The following is a 22,106-nucleotide window of genomic DNA, read 5'->3' as shown; positions in this document are numbered from 1 at the left end:
AAGTTCAGTTCGGTTTTCAGACCGAAAAAGTCGAAATGCCCTCAATTGTACAATTCGTGAAGGGGCTGAGATAGGGACTGCCTCGTAATAGCTTTCTCGACAAACTGAGATAAACTTTAGGTCTCACTCACACGAGACCATTTAATTTTCGGGGCTATGCTGATACTGATCTTGAATATTCTGAAAGAGCTCTGATCGTGACTTCAAAATAGTCGCGGCGATTTTAATCTGACCCATAAAATTGGGGTGAAAACAATCGTTGCCGACATCCTGAGACAGGAACTCGATTTTGCTTGCGGCATCTATGAAATGCAGTCGAATTCCAAACTTGAATAGCCGAGGCTGATATTCTGAGGCAACTTCGGCCTGAGCTTCAAGGTAGGATCTATAGATATCTTTTAAGTGCTGAATCTTTTTGCTGTCAGTGATATCCACCCCCAATATTGCCGGACACATACCAATCAAGCCCTTCGCGGTCTTCTCAAAAATTTCGTTTGCCCATTTATCAGAAATAGTCTGAGGGTCATTGTTCTTTCTTGCACTCAGATTCATCTCTAAATAGGGCTTGCGAAGGTCTAAACAGCTCCGTTGTTCAGTTGAAATATTCACTGTTTTGTTCAAAATTTCCTGGCTCGTAAGAACTTTAACAGCATCTAAATTCGCAATAACAAAGAAGTCGGTTCCAAGTGTCGCTGGGACCATCTTGGAAATGGCTTCGTAGGAATTTCTTAAATGATTCACGTACTCTTGCTTTAGTTCTTCTGCCGATTTCTCAAAGATGCTTGGGTGGCACATATTGTTGGCATTGAAAGATGAAAAGACAAGTTCGGGAAGTTGGAGGTGTCCAAACCGATCATTAAGAGCGCCCATCAAATGCTGTAGCTGAACAATCATCTTCTCAATTCGCTGACCATCCTCGGCAAGATTGATTATTTGATCGCGCCCGGCCCCTAAAGTATGTCCTATGATTTGTCCAAAAGAGAGGAGATGAGAATCAACAAAGGTATCGCTCAAAGGCCGCCCCGGACTGTTGGTTCTGCCATAGCTAATCAAATCGAATGTGTTTTTAATGAGCGCCTGGCTGATGAGGCTGGAGAATGTTGCCTCGATGTTGGGACTCGCAATAGCGCCGGTCGCAACGCTGTCGCCTATGATTCCAATTTTTGGCCCCTTGGTCAATTTTGGGTAATAGCCAGTTGCGTACGTATGAGCAAATTCGGAGGGAGAGTTCAGCATCAATTCAAGGCTGGAATCAATGCTTTTGGCTGCTTTGGGGCAAGATTCCTTTCTGTTCTCGGCGTGGCTGAACTCCCCGCAAAAAAAGACAAGGCTCATGCATGTTGTGACAACAGTGAGTTTTCCTTTAAAATCCATGTGAGTCCTCCGCAAAGAGGAAGTTTGTAGCAAGCCCTGTGCCAATCTCTAAATAGAAATCTGTGTGGAGTTGTTCCTAATGTGTTCCTGGAATTTTTCGTCAAGTGAGTCAAAGTCCGAAAGATCAATTTTGTATGGAATATCACTATCGGCGAAAATATCTTCAAGGGCGCCAAGCCAGGCACGATTTAATTTTGCCTCTTTTTGTGTGTGGATGCTCATATCCAAATCTGAATAAAGTTTGTGGTCCCCTCGGTAGCGGCTCCCGAAGAGATAAACGGTACTTCCCTTGGGCAGAAATCTTTCAAGATTCCGCTCAATGAAAGACCACTCTTCATTCTTGAGACCGACGATGGGGGGCCTCACGACTTCAGGACCTTTTCAAGTTGGGACTGAAGGAATTCGACCTCTGGTAAAAATTCCTTTGCTGTTTCATAAACCTCTTCAGCCACTTTTTCAGAGTAAATATGGCTCGTTTTATTTCGACTTCTGTGAAACCCAAACCACTGTTCCACCGATTGAATCAAGCTTTGCTTTCCGGCTTCTCTAAAGAGATTTCTAATATTCGATTCATCAAGGCTTTGGTTCCAAGAGAAGTACCTTTTAAGAGTTTTCCAAGAGAGCTCAAAGGTGTATTCAAATCTTTGTATTGAAGAATCCCTCGTATACTCATCTTTTGGCTGCTCCAAAGAGCGTTTTAAAGAAGAGATAGCGTTCTTGAGAGGTGCTAATGAAAGTTCTGGCGGAGTAAGGTTCACTTTGTCTCCATAAAATTAAATTTCACATTCATCTAGATCCGAGCCTTGGCCCCAAGGCTCAGTGACTCAATTTGAATGCCTTTTAACAAGTTTTCAAATTATTTCAAATTATAGGGGGTTCCTGTGCGTGGCGCAATCTCTATGTTGGGGGCACAGGGAGAGCTGGAATCAGAGTGCTCTGGAGGTGTGGTTTCAGTTTCGGTTTCAGTTTCAGTTTCAGTTTCGGTTTCGGTTTCGGTTTCGGTTTCGGTTTCCAAAACGCACAATCCAGGAATCATGTCTTAGGTCCTTGTTTTCCAAAATTAGACAGGTCTTCCTTCAGCTTCAGGAGCAGGGGAAGATGACTGAGCTTTATGCGTTCAACCATTTGCCGTGCAAATCCTTTGTCATAGGTATGCGAAGTCCGATTTCGATCGTTCATGAGCTCAATCCACTCAGAGTCTGTGTGGATGAACTGATTTTGGTAGGCCTTTGCAAAGACATCTCGCGGAGTTGTCGTGGAGATGCCTTGATCTGCCAAAATTTCCTTCAGAGCATTCCAAGATAGCTCATAGGCAAATTCAAAGGACTTTATTATTCCAGCAACATCGCGATCATTTACAATGGGTTCTTTGCAAGCTTCTTCCAGGGCTGAGAGCGCAATCGAAAAATTTGAAAATTTATGGCTTTTCATAAAGTAGGGTTCCCTCTCGTGCGATCACATTCTTGAAATCGTCTGATAAATGGGCTTGATTAACTACGTCAATTTTCAAAAGCGTAAAATCTGGTTCAGTCATGTCCATCAAGAAGTAATTGAATTCGTCATCTAATGCATCTGCGACGGCAAGGTCATAATCTGACCTGTCGCGAAAATCTCCTCTTGCTCTCGAACCAAAGAGGAAAAGCTTTCCCTTAGAAATTCGATGGTCGAATTTTTGGATGATGGCCGCAAGGATCGGATCATTGCTTTTAGGATAACAATTTTTACTATCCATATCGAGCTAACTTACTCCTTCAATCCTGGGGTAGCAAGTTCCTCTGGACTCTGCACTTGTTGGCTCCTTGGGCTCATTCAGCCTATTGGACTCTTGCTTGGACGCCTGGCGTCCAAGGGCGGAAGTCTCCAAGTGGTCGGCCTGGCGCTCTCTCTGGAGTTGGGGTAAGAATAGCTGCAATATGTCCAATCGATTTTCACCTGCCCCATTTTATAAGCTGGTACTTCTTGCTCTTGATTGTTTTGGATTTTACGCGGCTTTTCAGGCGGCCTATTATCTTCGTTTGGGAGGCTGGGTCGGTCCGGAACTTCTCGTGAAGTTGTCTCCTTGCCTGCTTTTGACTCTTATTTTGATGTACATCTTTGATGTCTACAAACTCCAAGACAGGTTGCACTTTTTTCGAGATCTTTTGCGATTGACACTGGCTCTTGCGATTTCGGGTGCGACAGTTATTTTGGGCGCCTACTTATTTGGAGTGAAGGGTTTTGGTGGCCTCACCGGCCGAGGTGTTTTGCTCGGCGCTTACGTTATTTTTGCGATTTGGTCTGGTGTGTGGCGAGTGATTCTGCACGCGCGAGTGAAGGGTCTTGAGCAAAAATCCCGCTGGCTTGTGATCGGCACGCGAGATTACCTTCAACATTTTTTGCACGATTACGAGAAGTCTTCTCATGATGTTCAGTTGGTGTGTTTGACCGAACAGCCGTCTGATTTTGAAGCAGAGTTTGTGGGCGATCGGGGTTTTGAAAAATATTTTGAAAAATATGTGAAGGGAACATGGGCTGAGGTTTCTTCGCGTCTCCAGGAGGAATGGCGCGGCATTGTGATTGCCACCGGTCAGCGGATTCCAGAAGATTTGGTTGGTCAATTGATGAGCGCTCGGTTTCACGGAACTCATATTTATGATCTCTCAGATTTTTACGAAATAGTCTGGCGAAAAGTGCCGGTCTATTATCTAGAGGGGAGTTGGTTTGCTTTAAGTCAGGGATTTCATCTTCTCCACAATCCCATCGGTCTTCGACTCAAGCGTGTGGGCGATATTTTCTGCGCGGGTGTCATATTGATTTTGGGATTTCCGCTAATGGCTTTTTCTGCGTTTGTGGTTTGGATCACAAGTGGAGGCCCTGTCATATACACTCAAGAACGCTGTGGACTCAATGGCGATGGGTTCACAATTTACAAGTTTCGTTCGATGAGAATTGACGCCGAAAAGGACGGTGCTAAGTGGGCTCAGAAAAGCGATGCTCGCGTGACCTCCTGGGGTCGATTTATGCGCGCGGCCCGCATTGATGAATTACCTCAAATATGGAACATTTTTCGTGGTGACATGAGTTTTATCGGCCCAAGACCAGAGAGGCCCGAGTTTATCAAAGATCTCATCAACAAAATTCCCTATTATAATTTTCGTCACCTCGTTCGTCCGGGTCTTAGCGGTTGGGCTCAGGTCATGTATCCTTACGGAGCCACAGTCGAAGACGCGAAAGAGAAACTCCAATACGAGCTCTTTTACATAAAAAACTATTCAATCTTGCTTGATTTATTGGTGATCCTTAAAACTGCAACAGTAGTTATGTTTGGCAAGGGACGCTGAAGCACCACAGCCTCTCGAGGTTGGCTCTGCTGCGTGCGACGGACGTAGTTCACATGGCGTTCACATGGCGCGACGCTTTTTATGTGGGGCGCACTGCCTCACTCGTTTGGCGGTTTAGCATTTAGTATGGTAGCGGTTCCTTCACAAAATTCCAGAAGAAATCCGGAAAGTCATCTGCTCCCTCTTCTTCTCTCGTCCCAGCCTTACTGCGAGAGGTTGCGGCGGTGGTAGCTGCGAGAGGGATTGCTGTTTTAACTGAATCCGAGATCAAAATAACCTGAACTTCTCGTCCTTCGGATGGTTCAGGAATTCCTTCCCAAAGAGACTTCGATAATTCAGTGATACGCAACAGTTTTGCGCGTTGAGAGGATGGTTTGGCTGGAATGTTAACTCTGCGAAATGCCAATCGCTTGCGATCCGAGCCCGCAATAGACAGAGGAGTTCTATCGTCGCCTTCCTTGTAGCTTAAAAGGTAAACAGCTCCGTAGAGAGTGCTAACGAGCTCCCGACCTCGATATAGGAGCAGTTCCTTTGCCGCAAGAATTTCAATTCGGCGAACAGGTGATGGGGTGTCTGAGGAATCATTTCTTTCGTAAAGGACAGATCGAGGAATATCAATAGGGACAATGGTTTGCAACCATGTGCTGCCCAAGCGGTGCGGAGAGAGCTGCGATTGAAGAAATTCGAGTTTTCTGGCCAATTCAAATGCCGTCAAAACGATTTGTGGAACCTCTGTTTGTTGATTCCCTCTTCTTTGGTCGTTGGATGGATATTCAGAGGCCGACAAAACCTCGTTGGCCCTATCTCTCAGGGCTTTGATCAAGAGAGTCTGATTTTTTTCTTTAGCCGTATCGGAAGCCACGCCAAGCTGAGATTCTGCTTCGGCGTTGAGCGCTTCCAGGGCCCGCAGAGCGGCCTCATACACGGCCAGCGGCGCAGCTTCATACAGGTCCTTCGACGCGGCTTCACCTTTTGCGAGGGTCTTCGCGCAAGGCCCAGTCTCATTTGTTGGAGGTCTGTCGCCGGCCTGGGCGCCCAGTGTGGCAGAAGGAAGAAGACTTAGCGCAGCCATAAGAATTAAGCGAAACATAAGATTTCCTCAAAATAGTGAGTCTCCCGTAGCATGCGGGGCCTATCAACGTCAATGCATCAATGCAGTCAAGGGAACAACTGAATGGGGCAATCGGAGCAACTGGTTGGGGGCTAGGGAAATAAGTGAATGGGGCAAGGGAGCAAGTCCTCATTCAGTTACTTGGCAACAAAATCAAGCTTGAGCAGGGACAACACCAAAATGAAGTCCTCCCTACCTTGCCCTGGCTTCTACGCGCCCTTTTTTTTCGCTTGGCGAGACCTTCAGTGATGACCTCTTCAGGCAAATTCACGCTGGTTGGATGCTTCCGTTTCGTCTTCGCTTTTGAGTATGCGTCTTTGACGGCCTTGGCGTTGAAGGTGACGTTGCCATAGCCTTTTTCATTCTTTACCATAAATTTGAGAGTTTTAAAAACACCTGGCACCTACTCGAAAATGAAGGGGTTTAAAAAGATTCTATTGGCCAGAAGGTTTTTGTCTACTTGGTTTATTTTTGATTCTTCGCAAACAGATTCCCAATTTTCTCTTACGGTAGCTATTTGGTGCTCGATGATTTTTTTGGCGTCTTTTTCTGATAGCAAAAAGGAACTATGGCTTTTTTTTGCTAAGGCCAGTTGGCTGGCACTGGAGTTGCCATGAATTTTCATCGCTTGGGAAGCTTCATTGGCGATCCGGATTTGGGGACAAATATCATATGCTGGGGTTAGTGTTAGTTGGGTTCCATCCCAAAAAGCGGCATGGTTGCGAGCATGGTCATCGGTGTTGCCACAAATAATATTAAAAACCAATCGGCCGAATAGTTCTTTTAGCGTAGCCTTAGGGGCGGTAAATTGGTGCCTGATCTTTTCGGCCAAATCCACATAGCTTGCGTATCTTGCCATCATCTCATCGAGTCTTAAAATAGTTAAGGCCGAAACCATCGCTCGTCTTTCCCACAAATTTCCTCGACGGCGTCGATCAAAACGAAGGACCAAAAGAACGTCCTTGCCCATAACACTCTCTAACCTAACAGGAGCTACATTTAATCCAACTTTCTCGGCCAAACGCATGGCGATGAATTCCGCTTTAACAAGGCTAAAAATATCGGTCGAAGATGAAAACTTGGCGATGTATTTTTTAGTCGTCTCTTCGATCTGGGCTTTTGGTCGAGCGCCTCCAATCGAACTGCCATGAAGCAAGGCTTGCCCTAATTGAGGGGTCAGTGCTTCACCAGCTTCAACTTTTTCGGCTGCACTCAGGAGCTCTTCAAGAGTCGCGCCTTCGGAGAGGCGCGGAATATAATTATCAGCCGACGATTGGAAGTCTAAGGCACCGATACGATCACTGCCTGAATTGAGCAAATAAGTCAGTTCGTCGAGTCGATCAATGTCGATATCTCTTGTTGCTCTTCCAAATATTTGGTTGATAATAACTCGCCTTCCCCATGCATCGGGAGCCGCGTCTCTCAGACAGCCTGGAATCGACAAACCAGTCAGTGGGTATTGAATTCCATTCTTTAGCGGCAATTCGTCATTAAATATGGCAATCGCATCTTTGGAATCTAAGTACGATTGTCCATAGTTAAATTCGTAAATGCCGTTAGTCGTGACAACCAGCCTCCCAGCCACGACGGGCGAAGTCTTCCCTGGCAACCAAATCCACACGAAGGCTTCTTTAGGATTTTTAGAAGGCATCATTAAAGTCCTTGGTCGTCGTGGTAGGTTTGGGGAGTAAGGCCACTTTATCCTTAATCCGCTCCAATTTAGCGGTTATGTTCGTTTCATCAGCATCAAATAGTCGGACTCCCAAGATCGCTGCCAACTCAAAAGCCACGCCAATTTCGCAAGTGGGATTTCCCTGCTCAATCCTATGCAGCAAGCCCCGAGAAATCCCGGCTCGATCGGCAAGCTCCTGAGCGGTCATTTTCTTAGCTTTTCGTTCCAAGCAGATGTGCTGGCCGAATAGCTCCAGTGCTGTCCTTGTAACCTTCGAGTAAGTCCGTCTATTTAAAGGCATGCGTACCTCTTTTGGTCTTTATATGGATCATATCATATCATATGATCTATACATAGAACAATATAAACACCAAGCAGCTCCCTGCTGCCTTTGTGAACAAAATAAGGGATGAGCCTCAAGTTAGGTTTTGCGTAGAGCATTAAATTAATTTATCTAGTCAAAACAGATAGATATCCTTTTTCTATCCCAACTAACGTAAACGGGAAATTAAGAGACCCTGCAGGATTTCACGTAATAAAAAGATGCGACCAAATTTGGGGTGGGTCCAAACGCCGAGTCGCAGTTTTGTGAATGTCCACATGCCAAGTGTTTGGAGAGTGAGGCCGAAAAAAACTCCCCCAGGCAACTCCAATTGGGCCAATGGCTTTTCCCGCTAGGTAACCGACGAGAAGCATACTCATCGCTGCGGTGATTGTGATGATCATCATCGGCTTCTGGTTGCCTGTCATCATCAGCGTGAATCCAGGAGAGCCGGCTAGAATGTGAACAAGATAGCCTCCAGTTAAAATCAAAAGTATCGGGGCGCCTTGGCCGTAGCAAGGCCAAACACAAGTTCAAGCAATTGCGCTCCAAAAAACCAATAAATCACGAACAAAAGCAAAGCCGGGAGGAATGCGATGAGAGCGGAGCTGCGAAGGATGGTTTCCATTCCTTGTTTGTCACCGATGGTGTGTCTTTCAGCCAAAAAAGGAGGGATGACGGCATTTACGATTGCGAGTGGCATGGTGGTTAAAAGGGTAATTCTGACAGCCGCTCCGTAGTAGGCAACCTCAGCTTCTGGGCTTAAAAAGCCGACGAGCCAAAGATCAGCCTGGCTTAACATAAATAAAGTGATAGAGGTAAACAAAAAAGGCCATGAAAAGCCGATGAGTTCCCTGGTTGAAGTGAGACTTACTTTTCCAAATTCGGCAAGCAGTGGAAGCATCAATAACAAACTGAGCAGAATCGAAATAAAAATTGAGCAAATGGATATAAGAACGACACCGTGGAGATGGGTTGAGTGGCCGAGAAAAATTAATATGCCTAAAAAAGCTAAAGTAAAAAACTGGGTGGAGAGACCTCCAAATACCGTCGCATGATCAATTTTTTGGAGTCCCCTCCAAATCTCTGCGAGGAGTGTTTGAAAGGAATAAAGTACAGCCCAAAGGGAAACCCAACCCAATTCATTTTTTAACAGGTTCGAACTGAAAAACCGATAGATAAAGTCTTTCGTGAGGGAACTGCTAAATAAAAAAACAATTCCCAAGGACAACAATAAAACGAGCTTAAAGGCCGCAAGAATATGCGCCTTCGCCTTGTCAGCTCTATCCAATGCCATCTCTGACGCGAGTAGCTTAACGATGCTGTGGTTCAATCCCACTTGAGCAAGAATGCTCAGAATAGCAACAAAACTCAGACATATAAAATAAGCACCCATTTCTTCGCGTGAAAGCAGTCGGGATGCGAGGCCATTAACGGCTACAACGAGCAGAACTGAGCCAATACGACCTAAAAAGGCCCACACTCCCCCAATCGCAATTTTTCGTGTCACGAGACTGCGATCCGTTGGATGATCAGGAGCAGGAATTTGCTCGCTTTGGTTGCTCATTCAGCCTTTTCACCTTTAATTTGGTGGTTAACTAGTCATAATACGGGATCTCAATATCGTTCAACAAGGAATGCTTTGTACAGGAACTTTATCAGCAGGCTTATTCCAAAAAATAGACAGCTCGTGCCTCTTACTGTTCCGCTGGTCTGAGGCGGATCAGATATTTTTTCAATTTGCGCTCTGCAACCAAATCACACAACTTGTCAAAATTGTGCCTAAGAATTAATTTAGGCCGTCTTTGGTCATTTGGTCATTTGGTCATTTGGTTATTTGGTCTTTGGTAGAAAGTGGTATTCATTTGAAGGCAGTCATATTGGCAGGTGGGAAAGGTTCACGTCTTGGACCATTAACTCAGAAGCTCCCCAAAGTATTGGTTCCTATCGGTGGTAAACCGATCATAGAGCATCAGCTAGAGTGGCTGGCGAGAGAGGGTCTCAAAGAGGTTATTATCCTAACTGGTCACCTGCATAAAGATATCGAAAGCTTTTGCGGAAATGGTGACAGATGGGGGTTGAGAATTTCCTATTGTGTGGAGAGTGAGCCACTTGGTACGGCGGGCGCATTGAAGGAAGCAGAGACTCAAATTCGTCAGGAAAGTCAGAGTGCTTCGTCGTGGCCGCTGCCCCTCCCGCTCCCTGAGGGTGAATCTCTTCCATTTTTGGTCGTGTACGGGGATGTCATGGTTGATATGAACATTGAATCTCTATGGCGTTTTCATTTTCAGAAGCAGAATCCTTGCGCGACTTTAATGGTTCATCCAAACGACCATCCCCATGATAGCGACCTTGTGGAGTTTGAAGATGATTTTCGAATATCGGTGTTTCATGGAAAGCCGCATGATCCGGGTCGCTTTTATCATAACCAAGTGAATGCCGCCGTGTATTTGCTGAACCCTCGCATTTTTAATTATTTGGTCAATGGCAAAACCTTGGATTTGGGGAGAGACGTTTTTCCCTATTTGGTTTCAAAGGAGAGTTTTTATGCTTATCCTTCGGCCGAGTACCTTAAAGACATGGGAAGCCCTGATCGTCTGTTGGCCGTAGAAGAGGATTATTTGAGTGGCAAGATTAAGAAACTCAATCGTCGCAATCCTCGTCCAGCCATTTTTTTAGATCGTGACGGAGTTGTTTGTAAACACGTTGATTTTCTTTACGACGCAAATAAGTTAGAACTTTTTGATGATGTGGCGGATGCATTAAAAAGAATAAATAAGTCTGGGTATTTGGCCATTGTGGTCACCAACCAGCCACTGGTTGCAAAAGGCTTCGGGACCGAAAAGGGAATCAGGGAACTCCACAAAAAGATGGAGTTCATTTTAGGCGAAAAGGGAGCATGGTTTGACTCCATCTATTTTTGTCCCCATCATCCCGACGGGCAGGATGGAGGCGAAAAAAATGCCTACGCGTGCTTCTGTGATTGCCGTAAACCCGCACCTGGAATGCTTCAACGTGCGGCCCAATTTTTTAATATCGACCTATCTAAATCTTTTATTGTAGGCGATACTTGGCGGGACATCGGTACCGGACGGGCCGCTGAGTTGAGAATGTGTTTTGGCTTAGCTCAAGGTCCGGGCAGAGTCGGTGAGTTTAAAAATGAGAAACCAGATCGAACGTTTGTGCAACTGAGCGAGGCCATTGATTTTATTTTGAGTATTCCAAACGGGGAGTTGAAAAAGTGATTATTACCAAAACTCCCTTTCGAATGAGCTTCTTAGGCGGCGGAAGCGACCTCCCTGGGTTTTACCAGCAATCTCCCGGGGCGACCCTAAGTGTGACCATTAATAAGTACATGTACATCTCGTCTCATGATTTTTTTGAGCGAAATCAATTCCGTATGAAATATTCAAAAACGGAGACTGTGGATTCAGTCGCCAAAATTGAACACCCGATATTACGGCGAGTTATAGAGAGATTGGATATTAAAGGTGGACTAGAAGTCAGTTCGATTTCTGATATTCCTTCTGGGACGGGGTTGGGGTCTTCTTCCTGCTTTACGGTGGGAGTTTTGCACAATTTGTATTCGAGACAAGGTCGGTTTGTCACAAAAGAGCAAATCGCACGTGAGGCCTGCGAGGTCGAAATTCAAGATTTGGGAGAACCAATCGGGAAGCAAGATCAGTATGCGGCGGCATATGGCGGACTTAACGTCATTTCATACTCAGCCGATGAACGAGTAAAGGTTGAGCCCTTATTTTTAAATCCAGATTATTATGAGGCTTTTCAAGAACACCTCATGTTGTTTTACACGGGTAAAAATCGACCGGCTTCTGCGATTTTGAGTGAGCAAAAGGCAAACATGATGTTTCCTGAAAAAATTGAACGCCTCAAGAAGATGGTTGAGCTGGTCTCGAAAGGGCGAGAGACACTTCACGCGGGTCGATTTGATGCCTTTGGAGATCTCCTTCATAAAGGCTGGGTCTTAAAAAAAGGAATGGCTCGCGGAGTGTCGAGCAGTGACATTGATACTCAATACCAATTGGCAATGGACAATGGAGCTTTTGGTGGAAAGGTACTTGGTGCCGGCGGAGGTGGATTTTTGCTTGTTTGCTGTCCCCCTGAAAAGCGCGAGCAAATAGCCAAAGTTCTTGAAGCCAATGGCATGGACCATCGACCGTTTCGCTTTGAAAATGATGGTTCGAAGGTGATCTATGCCGAACAGTGACCTGGCAGAAGCTTCAGGGGTGAATCATTTACGGGAGATGCCGTGAAAATTGGATTGGTGATTCCATGCTTTAATGAGGCGAAGCGCCTCGATGTGAAATCCTTTAGCCAATTTCTCGACGAAGATAAATCTTTCGAGCTGGTATTTTGTTTTGTCAATGATGGCAGTCGAGACGAGACGGGATCGGTCCTTAAGGGTATTTCTAAGAAGTATCCAGAACAAACACTGGTTATTGATCGACCGAACAACTTAGGCAAGGCCGCCAGCGTACGTGAGGGAATATTAAAACTACTTTCGGAAACTCAGTGTGATTGGTTGGGGTTTTGGGATGCGGATCTCGCAACTCCTCTCTCTGAAATAAAATCTTTTCGGCGAATTATTGAGGAAAATCCCATGGTCAGCCTAGTCATGGGCGCGAGGATTCTAAGGCTTGGGGCCAATATTGTGCGACATTGGTACAGACACTATATCGGCAGAGTATTTGCTACTTTGGCGAGTTTGGTGCTAGGCCTCCCAGTTTACGACACCCAATGTGGGGCAAAAATTTTTCGAAGAGAAATCGCACAAAGTATATTTTTAGAACCTCTGACGTCTCGCTGGCTTTTTGATATCGAGCTATTGTTTCGAATAATGACGACTCCACAATACAAAGAAAAAGGCTCTGCAATCATTCACGAGCTTCCCTTGAATCAATGGCATGACATTGCTGGTTCAAAGCTCAGGCTGAGTGATTTTTTAATGGCACCTGCTGAGTTATGGAATATAAAGTGCATGTATTCCAAGAAAAAATAGTGCCATACAGAGTTAAATAAATAGATCAATAATTTCATGGAAGAATCGAAATTCAAATGGAGAATTTCGCATGAGCAAAATGCATGTTCCTGCCCACCACAGTGCGATCAGATTAACAACCTGGGCGCGACGTTGGGTTTCGAAATTTTGAGAAAATAAAAGAGTGGCGATGGGTATAAGAAAAAGAACGTACCATTGTTGAATGAGAGGGTGAGCAGCCACATAAAACTTGCCCAAGCGATACAACTCAATGCCAAAAAACCTCCGCTTTTGTAACAATTACCGCCCACGATTACAGTCATTAGGATAAAAAGGGAGAATCTCCACCAGTGAATTTCGGAGGGAAGGCCCATAAAAAAATAATTGTTAATTGGCAAATTTTTGAGACCAGGTGCCGCTAAAACAAAACTGACCAGACTTAAAACAGTAAGAACTCCTGAAAAAATAACTTTCGGATTCAGGATAGTCTTGAATGCTGTATCGGAACTAGATCTGAAGTAGTTAACGAAGGCAAAGAGCGAGAGAGGAGCCAACCACAAGGCGCGAAAATGAAAAAATAGTGCTAAGGAATAATAGACAAGCGCATGAGAGAATCGACTCCTTTCATAGGCTTTTATCGACAAAAGCAAAAGGAGGACAGAGACTGGGTCGTACATTCCATTTAGGGCCCATCTTGCAAGCTCGACAGCGCTCAAAATAGTAAAAGCCGCCAAACTTGTCCGTGCGAGTCGCGAAGAGAGCGAGGCCCAGTAGGCGCTCGTAAGTTGGAAAATTAAACAAATCGTCGTTAAAGCAAATAGGAAATAAAGAGCGAGACTCAGCCGACTTGCGAGGTCGAGGCTGATCCATTGATGTTGTTCTGCAAATGTGATTGGAAACAATATGATCCAAAGGCCCGGAGGGTAGTGGCGAGGTAGGATTGGGCTCACTATTTCATCGAAGTGGGGGGCCAGCAGTTGTTTGAAAGCCTCAGTGGGCTCTGTGTATATTCGAAATCCCTTTTTCCAAAAAACTTGAGCAGATAAAATATTTGAGGTGTGATCGTTCCACTTCCCAACAAGAGTGCCCCTTACATTTGGGCTATAAGATGTCAAGAAAATTCCAGCCCCAAGAATGGCAGCGAGAACTGCCATGTGGAGGAAGCGGCGCTTCAATACGGGTACTTTTAATCTACTCACGCTTCCAAACCTTGAATGGAAAGCCCGCAAAGTGACCTTCTTGTTTTTTAAATTGGCCAGCTCGCTCAGTTAAATATTCTTTGAGGTGTTCGCCGAACCAGTCCTCTCCGCCAATAAAAACTTTGTATTCGTCAAATTTCTTAAATGCTTTTTCGACATTGACGGGGATTGCACCAGGAATGAACTGCCCAAATGAAATCTTTTTTGAAGCAAAACAAAAATAGGGATCTGGTACTGAGGCCAAGAAAACCCTCTGTTCGGCACCAACCATCTTCACGATTTCAGCGCAATAGAGTCCATAGTTAAATCCTCTGAGTTCTTCAATTTTCTTGAGGTGAGAATAAGAAAAAATTATCAAAAGAGACAAGATCAAAAATGAAGAGACCTGTGGTTTGCACCGATCTAAGAGATAAAGCAGTCCTATTGAGCCCGTCAAAATAAAATAAAGAGGATACCACATTTCGCGACTGTAAGAGGCCAGGCACACCGCGATGAGATGAGCTATGACAAACTTAAGTGCTTTAAAATCCTTAAGTGAAAACCAAATGAGGCCGCTCCAAGATAGAACCGCAAGAAATATTCCGGCAGGCTTGATCAGGGAGTATTGTTTGAAAAGAACCTCGTAAGAACTCATTCCTTCAGAGATGCTTTTTGGCGATACAAAAGCTTTACGAGCCACTTGGGCTTGGAATTGCTCAAAAAAATAAGCTTTATCAAGAGCGACCCAAACAACATATGGCATTGATGCGATCAATCCGGAGGATGCAATCAATAAAACCTCATGGATCGTGAGAGATTTTTTATAAAGAGCCCAAAGAGAGTAAATTCCTAATGTTGCGGGTGCGGTCCAAGCCATTGGGTGAGTGAGGAAAGCAAGGCTGCCAAGGATCCCCGTTAAAAGAAGATGATAGATTTTCTTTTTCCCTTTTGAATCCCTTTCGGCCACATGCAGGGTGAGCAAAGATCCTAGAATAAGTAAGACGCCAAGGGTATCCATGCGACCGACCAGGCTGCCACGCAAGACGACGGGGTCAAATAGGATCAGGAGACTCATCCCCAAAAATGAGATCGGCTTGAATTGCCGGTTCAATGCTTTCCAAATCCAAAAAATGGTTCCGACCAAACAAAAAAGAGAAAAGGCTCTTAAGCTTATAAGAGAAAGAGGAAAAATAATCAGCAATAAGGCCAAGCTCAAAAAATAAAAGGGAGGATAGAAGTGCTGGTGGGACTCAATCTGGGTAAAATATCCTTTAAAAAAAGAAATGCCCATTGTGCCGCTCTCAACAAAATTTTGAGCGATATCTGCGTAGAGCGCCTCATCTGGCCAAGGCCAAGGGTGCCGATCGAAAAAAAAATAGACGAGGGCTAACCAGGAAAGACTGAGGCAGAGATTTACATATCGAAACCAAGAAACGCGCAAGAAGTCACCCTCTTCCCTAAGAAAGAGGTTTCAAAAGAAGATCGGCGAGGCGCAAAATCTTTTCTGCATTCAAGGGAGTGGTGTGTAGTCCAATAAAGAAACCTCTTTTATCGATTTCTTCTGCTCCCGGAAAGTCTTCTGGATTCTGCTCGAGCCCATAAAGCTTGAGCGCTGGCTGCCTGACAAAATTGCCGCTCACAATCGGGCGGTTTTCAATTCCACATTTTGAAAGTTCGGACAGGTACTCTTTCTTATCACTGGCAAATTTTTGATTTAAAAGCGCACAAAATCCAAACCAAACAGGCTTGGTGCCAGGGGTTGGTTCGATAAACTCAAGCTGACCTCTCCAATGTGGATGGTTCGTCAAAGCCAGCCGCAGGTTCTCATAATTCTTGACGCGATTGCTATTCATCGTTCCCATCTTCTTTAGCTGAACGATACCAATTGCTGCGGCGACATCTGTTGGGCGAAGATTAAATCCAGAATTAACAAATAAAAATCGAGAATCAATTTCGCTATGCTTGTTCTCGATCTCCTGGCGATTAGATAAGTTTCGAGTCCAACCATGTGCACGTAGGCATCGCAGCAAGTCAGCATCTTCTTGAGTCTTGCAGGTGACCATTCCGCCCTCACCAGTGGTTAGGTGATGGGAGTAGTAAAATGAATAGCAACCCATGTCTCCGACATTTCCGAGGAACTTACCATTATGGGTCGAGCCCAGAGATTCGCAAGTGTCTTCGATATGAATGAGGCCATGTTCTGAAACAAACTTTTGAAGAGCGCCCATATCTGGAGAATTGCCAAGAATATGCACCGTGAAAACACCCCTGGTTTTCGAGGTGATTTTTTTGGCAGCATCGCTGAGATCCATATTGAGTGTTCGAGGATTCACATCGACAAAGACAGGTTTAAGGCCAAACTGAACGAGCGGCCAGAGACTTGTCGACCAACAGACAGCAGGGAGGAGAATCTCATCACCGGTCTTCAGATATCCTTTTCGCAAGGGATTCATAGCGACTGCTACGGCGAGAAGGTTCGCCGAAGAACCAGAGTTTACCATCACTGCAAATGGAGAGCCTGTGCGGCGGCAAAAGTCTTGTTCAAAATCTACGACATTTTTGGCCATCGTTAACTGCCCGGAGAGCATGACCTCAACCCCGGCCAGGATCTCGTCTTCGTTAAAGCAGTTTTCCATGAGAGGGAATTCAGCGCTATTTGCCAACTGAAGTGCTTGGCGAGCTTTAAATTCCTTAACTATTGCTTCTTGCCAATTGTTCATTCTGAGCCTGCAACTTTCGTTTGAGTCCATAAATACGCATGAGTCCAACCAGGGCCCCACTGATTTCAGTCAAATTAACAGAGCTTTCGCCCCGCACTCGATTTCGAAAAACAGTTGGTCTCTCACTTACCGTAAATCCGGAAAAATAGAGATTAACTAAAATTTCACTTAAGGCAATAAAGCCTTTTCCAAGTTTGCCACAGGTTTTGACGATGTGAATGGCCGCGGCCCGCGAGTAGCAACGGTAACCGTTGGTGTAATCGTGAATGGGGACCCCAAGGATTCGCCTCGCCAGCCAATTGGCACATCGCGAAAAAATTCGACGAGACAATGGCCAATTAATAATCTGACTTTGTGGTAGATATCTGGAGCCGATAAGGAGTCCGAGTCTTTGTTGAGACGCCTCAGTCATCAGAAGTGACAACTCTTCAGTCGGGTGAGAAAAGTCAGCGTCCATTTCTACAATCTGTGTGCAGCCTAAATTGACACATTTTTCAATTCCTTCGATGACCGCTGATCCGCGCCCTCCCTTTGTTTTTCGGTGGATGACAATCAGTTTTGGATGTTTAAAATCTTTCAGGGTGTCAACAGTTTTTAGATTTGGTGAATCATCGACGACGACAATCATGTGAGATTGTTTGACTGTTGCTTTTACACTTTCGCAAAGAGCTACAAGCCCGTCGTGCTCATTATAGCTGGGAATAACAATTCCTATCATTTGTACACCAGTCTCGGTCGTAAGATGTGGCTAGATCATCCGCTTCCAATTGGGTATTCGGGATACATCAATAGACAAAGAGATTTAACAACATTTTTCAAAATGCATGGCATCATCCCGAGGTTGTCCATTTGGGGCGGATGGCTGGGATAATTTTCCCAAAGCTGGTGACTCGAATGCTAAGCTCTCATTATCCTCCTGATCTTTAACAATTCTTGGTGCCGCCTCTCCGTTTTCGTCAGTTTGAGGAGTGAAGTTAAGCACCGCGTAGGAATTTAGGCATATTAGACAAGCGAACTTGCCTGACCCGCCGCGGAGAGGTGGATCTAGCCTTTGCCTTCAATGAACGCGAGCGCAATTATATTGCTAGTGGCTTAACTTTATTTCCCATTTTTGGTGGGAATGAAGATGTATCGAGGGAATGGGACTGAAGATGAGCTGAGATCTGCTAACTCCAAGAGAGACGGTTTCAAATACAAAATAATTCTACTAGGAAGATCAAAATTTACTCGATCTTTTCGGCTTCATCGGGTATTCGACTCCTGGCATCCTGCTTGTTTCTAGAAGTGGGAAGAACTATCCAACGAAATGGGGAAGAGGGCTTGTGGTATGAAAAAGGCGTTGGTTACAGGAATAACAGGACAGGATGGGTCTTACCTTGCGGAGCTTTTGCTTGAAAAGGGTTACAAGGTTTACGGTTTGACACGTCGGTCAAGCACTATCGTAACCGACCGGATTTCACATATTTTGGATAAGATAGAGCTCTTGTCTGGGGACCTTTTAGATCAGTCTTCCTTGCTAGCAGCAGTGGAGGAATCGAAACCTGATGAGATCTATAATTTGGCAGCACAGAGCTTTGTACAAACCTCCTGGCATCAGCCGGTTCTCACGGCAGAGTTCACTGCAACAGGAGTGACTCGCCTCTTGGAAGCAGTCAGAAGGGTTGCCCCGAAGGCTCGTTTCTATCAGGCATCTAGTTCTGAGATGTTTGGGAAGGTGCAAGAAGTGCCTCAGAGTGAGGCTACGCCATTTTATCCTCGATCACCTTATGGTGTAGCGAAACTTTATGGACACTGGATCACTGTCAACTATCGTGAGTCTTTTGATATGCATGCGTCCAGCGGTATTTTGTTTAATCACGAATCTCCTCGTCGTGGAATTGAATTTGTTACTCGAAAAATTTCCTACCATGTGGCGTTGATCAAGCATGGTTTGGCAACTGAGTTGCGGTTGGGAAACCTTGATGCGAAAAGGGATTGGGGTTTTGCTGGCGACTATGTCGAAGCCATGTGGCTCATACTGCAGCAGGATACTCCTGGCGATTATGTTGTTTCAACTGATGAGGCTCACTCTGTGCGTGAGTTCGTGGAGCTCGCATTCACAAGAGCAGACCTTGATTATAAAAAGTATGTCAAGATCGATGAACGGTTTTATCGTCCGGCTGAGGTTGACTTGCTGATCGGTTCAAGTGCCAAAGCCCAGCAAAAGTTGGGGTGGGAGCCAAAGACTAGCTTTAATACCCTCGTCAATATGATGGTGGATTCAGATCTTGCATTTGTTGGCAAGAGTAGGATGGGAGTATAGGGGTGAGGGTTTTTTTGACCGGAGCCTCCGGATTTGTTGGATCAGGTCTCAATCGTCACTTTGAAAAACTTGGTTGGTCGGCTTTTCCGTTTGAAGGGGATATCTTAGATTCTCGCGGTTTGGCGGCTGCTCTTAAAAATGGGGATTGGGATGCTGTTGTGCATCTCGCTGCTCTCAGCGCATATCATATTTGCGAGGCGGATTCCGGAAAAACATTTCAGACCAATTTGGCTGGCACGGCCAATCTGTTGGAGCAAATGCTCAAGTGCAAGTCAAAGGCTCATTTCATCTTTGCGAGTACGGCTCAAGTCTATGACTCGGTTAAAGGATATGCAGAAGTTGTCTTGACTGAAGAATCTCCGGTTAGACCAGGCAATGTTTATAGCCGTTCTAAATTGTATGCTGAGAATTCCATTCGGGATTTTATGGAAATATATGGTGGCAGGGCAACAATTCTGCGGCTGTTCAACCATTCCCACAAGTCTCAGGGCGGGGATTTTTTTCTCCCTCATGTTTACAACGCTTTAATGCAGTCCGAAAGCATGGAAGTGAGGGTCCCTGTTGGGAATGTGGACGTCCGTAGGGACATTGGTTCTGTGTTTGATTTGGTGAGGGCATTTGAATTGGTTGTTAAATCGGGGGCGAACTTTTCTGAGTCTAGTTTCGTTCGGCTTTTTAATATTTGCAGTGGCCAGTCACGAAACTTACGCAGCCTAGCACAAACTCTGGCTAGTAGGCTTGGAAAATGCATAGTATTTGAAGTAGATGCCGGGCGCGTTCGTTTGGATGAAACGCCTTCAATCAAAAGCTGTTTCCCCGATCAATTGATCGAGCATAGGACAGAGGCCGTCTCGGACCGTGGGAGTGTGATGGGTTGTCATTCCAAAAAATTAAAATCGTGTCATCCGACTTCCTATTAACCCGGCCGTTAGTAATATCCTTCGGGGAGATCGCAGGTGACGCAACCTCCATATGTGAAACTCAATTGGCTTGAGTTCTCGTCCCAGTTGAGCCAGAAGAGCTTAATTTGTGATTGAAACTCGTGAAAATTTCCTCCCAGATACTTCTCCATGTAATACAGGGCCACGCGATTGCCAACCTTAACAATATTCGGATTGGCTGCATGGTAGTCGTTTCCGATTGGACCCAAGACTTGAAGGGCATTCGATACCGCGCAATCTGAATCGCCGTACTTGATAACTCGACCCAAAATGCGGCCGGGGCATGGTCGTCTCCATTGTGTAGCCTTGTCCAAAGCACAAGTATTTTATCTTTGGTCAGCTGGAAAGTCTCGCCTTATGCATTCCAGTAACCGAATTCTTGTGGAGGTATGAGCATGCCACTTTCAAGCTTCTGGAAATCAAATGTTTCCGAATAATTGGAAAATCGAATTGACGGTTGGACCTCAGTTTTGATTTTGCCTGAGCAGTGAAATAGAGATGTGAAGAGAATTGTGGTTGCTAAGCGAAGACCTCTCTTCACACGTTACCCCCTGGGACTACAAAAGCTTCCAGCCAGGCGGCGAAAAATCCAGTCAAGGCTAGCTTATCATGAAGATAGTATTAAGGAGATGACTAAATACGTCTTGATTTGAATCAAAACACGATTCCACATTGTTACTATTCAAATTTTCTTTTACTCCGCAGTCCAAGACTCGAGAAATAGATCAGTAGCATTGAATGGATCGGGAACGTTCATGTTTCCAATTGTCTGCCGAAGAAAATCACTGATGAGCGAAAAGCCATGTTCTGAGGTCAGGGCTAGGCTTGCAGTTCCGGTTTTGATTTGATTCGGATAGTACTCCTCCCCTGTTTTGTGGAGCAATACAGTTTGGATGCCAAACTTCTCAGCTTCAAGGACTGTGGAAGAGAAATTGGTGACGTGGACGTTTATTTTCTTAAGTATTGCATAAAGCGGCAAGCGGCTAGCGTTTTGCCAATCGAAGCGGCCAGGGGCGTGCCTTTCTAAACATTCTATAAGTTCAGAGGGAGGATTTTGACTTGTAGGATGAAGGCGTATCCACCAGTGCCAATCGGAGGGTGACACCTTAATGATATCAATTAAAATCTGACTCATTTCTCCTGGTTGAAGAGTGATCAAAATATTATTTTGGTAGCTTTTGAAAACCTCATCTATCAAAGGATCAAAATATTTGGTGAGCGATGAATTCCTATTGGCGAATTCAGACATAAGGGGATTTCCCCCCAAAACTGAACGATGGTTTTTTCCTGCAAAATAACTCCAATTATCAATGTTAGACTTAGAGGTATCATCCCAGCACCAAAAAATTGAGGGCAGAAGGGAGTACCCTCTTTGAGGAATGTTATGCCATCGGCCATAGGCTATGTGGTTGTTACCCTGCACCCCGTGCTGCAGGTCCACGCATGGGATGCCAGATTCGTGACAGGCCTGAACAAAGCTCATCCCCAATGGTCCATAATAGGAAACCACAATTCCTAGTTTAGGGGCTACTTTGCTGAAAACTTGTCTGAAGAAATCAGCCCATCTACGAACCAAGTTGAGACGCTTCAAGATCGATCGAATTTCGGCTTCTGTGACCTTAGCCTCTTGTTCCATAAATTGAGCAAAGGATCGAAATTCTGGCCATTTGAAATAGTCAGGTGACGAATCACGGAGAACGGACTTCGCTGCCAAAATATTTAATTGGGGCTGAACATATACGGATGGTGAATACCTTGGATAGCGATATCTACCCTTCAAAGCTGATTCTAGCAAAAGAGTCGAATAGCCTTCGCTGTTGTACTTTTCTATGAGGGGATCACAGTAAAGATTATACCAATGGTTTCGAACTTTAAATCCTCTTTCAACGGTGAGGGATAAAAAAACAACTTCAGCTTTTGTTTCAAAAGTGTCTTCATGTTCTGCATCTTTTAGCTTGGCAAAGAAGGAGCTAACCCTATCTTTAAGCATCTGGGCGCCGTGGTGTAATAGCGAAGCAGAATTATAAGTTTTAGCGTGATCGTCGAGATGAAAAGCCAAACCGACCTTCAACAACGGCCATACGTCAATGTTGAGCCATTTCCATTCATAAACAGGAAATTTATCTTCTGCGGACTGCAAAAGCCTAATGTACTCATGGACTTTCAC

General features: G+C 45.1%; 23 protein-coding genes. 7 read left to right on the top strand and 16 right to left on the bottom strand.

Annotation, left to right across the window (positions count from 1 at the left end; genetic code table 11):
- Window positions 1–141: 141 nt before the first annotated feature.
- From IPJ71_07525 to IPJ71_07515, 3 genes are read right to left on the bottom strand one after another with little or no spacing between them, the layout of a single operon-like run.
- On the bottom strand, window positions 142–1,374 hold the full coding sequence (locus IPJ71_07525) for a hypothetical protein (protein ID MBK7843533.1): 1,233 nt from the start codon (window positions 1,372–1,374) through the stop codon (window positions 142–144).
- Window positions 1,375–1,422: 48 nt separating this feature from the next.
- The gene (locus IPJ71_07520) at window positions 1,423–1,740 is read right to left on the bottom strand and encodes a nucleotidyltransferase domain-containing protein (GenBank protein MBK7843532.1); all 318 of its coding nucleotides are present in this window, start codon (window positions 1,738–1,740) and stop codon (window positions 1,423–1,425) included.
- Window positions 1,737–2,132, bottom strand: coding sequence for a nucleotidyltransferase substrate binding protein (locus IPJ71_07515; GenBank protein ID MBK7843531.1), 396 nt, complete (start codon window positions 2,130–2,132; stop codon window positions 1,737–1,739). The genes IPJ71_07520 and IPJ71_07515 overlap by 4 nt, the downstream gene beginning before the upstream one ends.
- 123 nt (window positions 2,133–2,255) lie before the next feature.
- Between IPJ71_07515 and IPJ71_07510 the strand changes: the two genes are divergently transcribed.
- Entirely contained in the window at window positions 2,256–2,417 is a 162-nt protein-coding gene (locus IPJ71_07510) for a hypothetical protein (protein MBK7843530.1), read from the top strand.
- On the opposite strand, the gene IPJ71_07505 is transcribed toward IPJ71_07510, so the two are convergent.
- Window positions 2,407–2,805 carry a nucleotidyltransferase substrate binding protein gene (locus IPJ71_07505; protein MBK7843529.1) on the bottom strand — a complete coding sequence of 133 codons (399 nt, stop codon included), beginning with the start codon at window positions 2,803–2,805 and terminating at the stop codon, window positions 2,407–2,409. The two genes, IPJ71_07510 and IPJ71_07505, sit on opposite strands and share 11 nt — an antisense overlap.
- Window positions 2,792–3,106: a nucleotidyltransferase domain-containing protein gene (locus tag IPJ71_07500; protein MBK7843528.1), complete on the bottom strand. Its 315-nt coding sequence runs from the start codon at window positions 3,104–3,106 to the stop codon at window positions 2,792–2,794. The genes IPJ71_07505 and IPJ71_07500 overlap by 14 nt, the downstream gene beginning before the upstream one ends.
- Before the next feature lie 181 nt (window positions 3,107–3,287).
- On the opposite strand from IPJ71_07500, the gene IPJ71_07495 reads away from it, so the two are divergent.
- Window positions 3,288–4,694 (top strand): exopolysaccharide biosynthesis polyprenyl glycosylphosphotransferase, encoded by a 1,407-nt coding sequence (locus IPJ71_07495; GenBank protein MBK7843527.1) that lies wholly within the window; start codon window positions 3,288–3,290, stop codon window positions 4,692–4,694.
- A gap of 121 nt (window positions 4,695–4,815) precedes the next feature.
- Here the strand turns inward: IPJ71_07495 and IPJ71_07490 are convergent, their stop codons facing one another.
- From IPJ71_07490 to IPJ71_07470, 5 genes are all read right to left on the bottom strand, one after another.
- Complete coding sequence (locus tag IPJ71_07490) at window positions 4,816–5,784, bottom strand: hypothetical protein (GenBank protein MBK7843526.1); 969 nt, start codon at window positions 5,782–5,784, stop codon at window positions 4,816–4,818.
- A gap of 154 nt (window positions 5,785–5,938) precedes the next feature.
- Window positions 5,939–6,178 (bottom strand): hypothetical protein, encoded by a 240-nt coding sequence (locus IPJ71_07485; GenBank protein MBK7843525.1) that lies wholly within the window; start codon window positions 6,176–6,178, stop codon window positions 5,939–5,941.
- 30 nt (window positions 6,179–6,208) lie between these two features.
- Entirely contained in the window at window positions 6,209–7,459 is a 1,251-nt protein-coding gene (locus IPJ71_07480; GenBank protein ID MBK7843524.1) for a type II toxin-antitoxin system HipA family toxin, read from the bottom strand.
- On the bottom strand, window positions 7,446–7,778 hold the full coding sequence (locus tag IPJ71_07475) for a helix-turn-helix transcriptional regulator (GenBank protein MBK7843523.1): 333 nt from the start codon (window positions 7,776–7,778) through the stop codon (window positions 7,446–7,448). Before IPJ71_07475 ends, IPJ71_07480 begins: the two co-directional genes overlap by 14 nt.
- A gap of 508 nt (window positions 7,779–8,286) precedes the next feature.
- Window positions 8,287–9,366: an oligosaccharide flippase family protein gene (locus IPJ71_07470; GenBank protein MBK7843522.1), complete on the bottom strand. Its 1,080-nt coding sequence runs from the start codon at window positions 9,364–9,366 to the stop codon at window positions 8,287–8,289.
- A 238-nt stretch (window positions 9,367–9,604) separates the two neighbouring features.
- Between IPJ71_07470 and IPJ71_07465 the strand changes: the two genes are divergently transcribed.
- The 3 genes from IPJ71_07465 to IPJ71_07455 are packed head-to-tail and all read left to right on the top strand — an operon-like array spanning window position 9,605 to window position 12,819.
- Window positions 9,605–11,044, top strand: coding sequence for an HAD-IIIA family hydrolase (locus tag IPJ71_07465; GenBank protein MBK7843521.1), 1,440 nt, complete (start codon window positions 9,605–9,607; stop codon window positions 11,042–11,044).
- Complete coding sequence (locus IPJ71_07460; GenBank protein MBK7843520.1) at window positions 11,041–12,027, top strand: GHMP kinase; 987 nt, start codon at window positions 11,041–11,043, stop codon at window positions 12,025–12,027. The genes IPJ71_07465 and IPJ71_07460 overlap by 4 nt, the downstream gene beginning before the upstream one ends.
- A 42-nt stretch (window positions 12,028–12,069) precedes the next feature.
- Window positions 12,070–12,819 (top strand): glycosyltransferase, encoded by a 750-nt coding sequence (locus IPJ71_07455; protein MBK7843519.1) that lies wholly within the window; start codon window positions 12,070–12,072, stop codon window positions 12,817–12,819.
- Between the two features lie 107 nt (window positions 12,820–12,926).
- Here the strand turns inward: IPJ71_07455 and IPJ71_07450 are convergent, their stop codons facing one another.
- The 4 genes from IPJ71_07450 to IPJ71_07435 are packed head-to-tail and all read right to left on the bottom strand — an operon-like array spanning window position 12,927 to window position 17,414.
- Complete coding sequence (locus IPJ71_07450) at window positions 12,927–13,997, bottom strand: hypothetical protein (GenBank protein MBK7843518.1); 1,071 nt, start codon at window positions 13,995–13,997, stop codon at window positions 12,927–12,929.
- Window positions 13,990–15,417, bottom strand: a complete 1,428-nt coding sequence (locus IPJ71_07445) for a glycosyltransferase family 39 protein (protein MBK7843517.1) — start codon at window positions 15,415–15,417, stop codon at window positions 13,990–13,992. The genes IPJ71_07450 and IPJ71_07445 overlap by 8 nt, the downstream gene beginning before the upstream one ends.
- A 16-nt stretch (window positions 15,418–15,433) precedes the next feature.
- Window positions 15,434–16,696: a DegT/DnrJ/EryC1/StrS family aminotransferase gene (locus tag IPJ71_07440; protein ID MBK7843516.1), complete on the bottom strand. Its 1,263-nt coding sequence runs from the start codon at window positions 16,694–16,696 to the stop codon at window positions 15,434–15,436.
- Window positions 16,668–17,414 carry a glycosyltransferase gene (locus IPJ71_07435; protein ID MBK7843515.1) on the bottom strand — a complete coding sequence of 249 codons (747 nt, stop codon included), beginning with the start codon at window positions 17,412–17,414 and terminating at the stop codon, window positions 16,668–16,670. Before IPJ71_07435 ends, IPJ71_07440 begins: the two co-directional genes overlap by 29 nt.
- Window positions 17,415–18,023: 609 nt before the next feature.
- Between IPJ71_07435 and gmd the strand changes: the two genes are divergently transcribed.
- Together gmd and IPJ71_07425 are read left to right on the top strand one after the other, a co-directional pair.
- Window positions 18,024–18,998 carry a GDP-mannose 4,6-dehydratase gene (gmd, locus tag IPJ71_07430; GenBank protein ID MBK7843514.1) on the top strand — a complete coding sequence of 325 codons (975 nt, stop codon included), beginning with the start codon at window positions 18,024–18,026 and terminating at the stop codon, window positions 18,996–18,998.
- Between the two features lie 2 nt (window positions 18,999–19,000).
- Entirely contained in the window at window positions 19,001–19,918 is a 918-nt protein-coding gene (locus IPJ71_07425) for an NAD-dependent epimerase/dehydratase family protein (GenBank protein MBK7843513.1), read from the top strand.
- 8 nt (window positions 19,919–19,926) lie between these two features.
- Here the strand turns inward: IPJ71_07425 and IPJ71_07420 are convergent, their stop codons facing one another.
- Together IPJ71_07420 and IPJ71_07415 are read right to left on the bottom strand one after the other, a co-directional pair.
- Entirely contained in the window at window positions 19,927–20,253 is a 327-nt protein-coding gene (locus IPJ71_07420; GenBank protein ID MBK7843512.1) for a hypothetical protein, read from the bottom strand.
- A 380-nt stretch (window positions 20,254–20,633) separates the two neighbouring features.
- The gene (locus IPJ71_07415) at window positions 20,634–22,106 is read right to left on the bottom strand and encodes a hypothetical protein (GenBank protein MBK7843511.1); all 1,473 of its coding nucleotides are present in this window, start codon (window positions 22,104–22,106) and stop codon (window positions 20,634–20,636) included.

This window comes from Bdellovibrionales bacterium (genome assembly GCA_016714165.1).
GTDB lineage: Bacteria > Bdellovibrionota > Bdellovibrionia > Bdellovibrionales > UBA1609 > JADJVA01.
This window is presented reverse-complemented; position numbering and strand designations above follow the sequence as displayed.

Excerpts from the sequence above, each read along its gene's own strand:
- IPJ71_07525 (MBK7843533.1), bottom strand. The coding sequence starts at position 1,374 with ATGGATTTTAAAGGAAAACTCACTGTTGTCACAACATGCATGAGCCTT.
- IPJ71_07505 (MBK7843529.1), bottom strand. The coding sequence starts at position 2,805 with ATGAAAAGCCATAAATTTTCAAATTTTTCGATTGCGCTCTCAGCCCTG.
- IPJ71_07500 (MBK7843528.1), bottom strand. The coding sequence starts at position 3,106 with ATGGATAGTAAAAATTGTTATCCTAAAAGCAATGATCCGATCCTTGCG.
- IPJ71_07495 (MBK7843527.1), top strand. The coding sequence starts at position 3,288 with ATGTCCAATCGATTTTCACCTGCCCCATTTTATAAGCTGGTACTTCTT.
- IPJ71_07490 (MBK7843526.1), bottom strand. The coding sequence starts at position 5,784 with ATGTTTCGCTTAATTCTTATGGCTGCGCTAAGTCTTCTTCCTTCTGCC.
- IPJ71_07485 (MBK7843525.1), bottom strand. The coding sequence starts at position 6,178 with ATGGTAAAGAATGAAAAAGGCTATGGCAACGTCACCTTCAACGCCAAG.
- IPJ71_07480 (MBK7843524.1), bottom strand. The coding sequence starts at position 7,459 with ATGATGCCTTCTAAAAATCCTAAAGAAGCCTTCGTGTGGATTTGGTTG.
- IPJ71_07475 (MBK7843523.1), bottom strand. The coding sequence starts at position 7,778 with ATGCCTTTAAATAGACGGACTTACTCGAAGGTTACAAGGACAGCACTG.
- IPJ71_07470 (MBK7843522.1), bottom strand. The coding sequence starts at position 9,366 with ATGAGCAACCAAAGCGAGCAAATTCCTGCTCCTGATCATCCAACGGAT.
- IPJ71_07440 (MBK7843516.1), bottom strand. The coding sequence starts at position 16,696 with ATGAACAATTGGCAAGAAGCAATAGTTAAGGAATTTAAAGCTCGCCAA.
- IPJ71_07435 (MBK7843515.1), bottom strand. The coding sequence starts at position 17,414 with ATGATAGGAATTGTTATTCCCAGCTATAATGAGCACGACGGGCTTGTA.
- gmd (MBK7843514.1), top strand. The coding sequence starts at position 18,024 with ATGAAAAAGGCGTTGGTTACAGGAATAACAGGACAGGATGGGTCTTAC.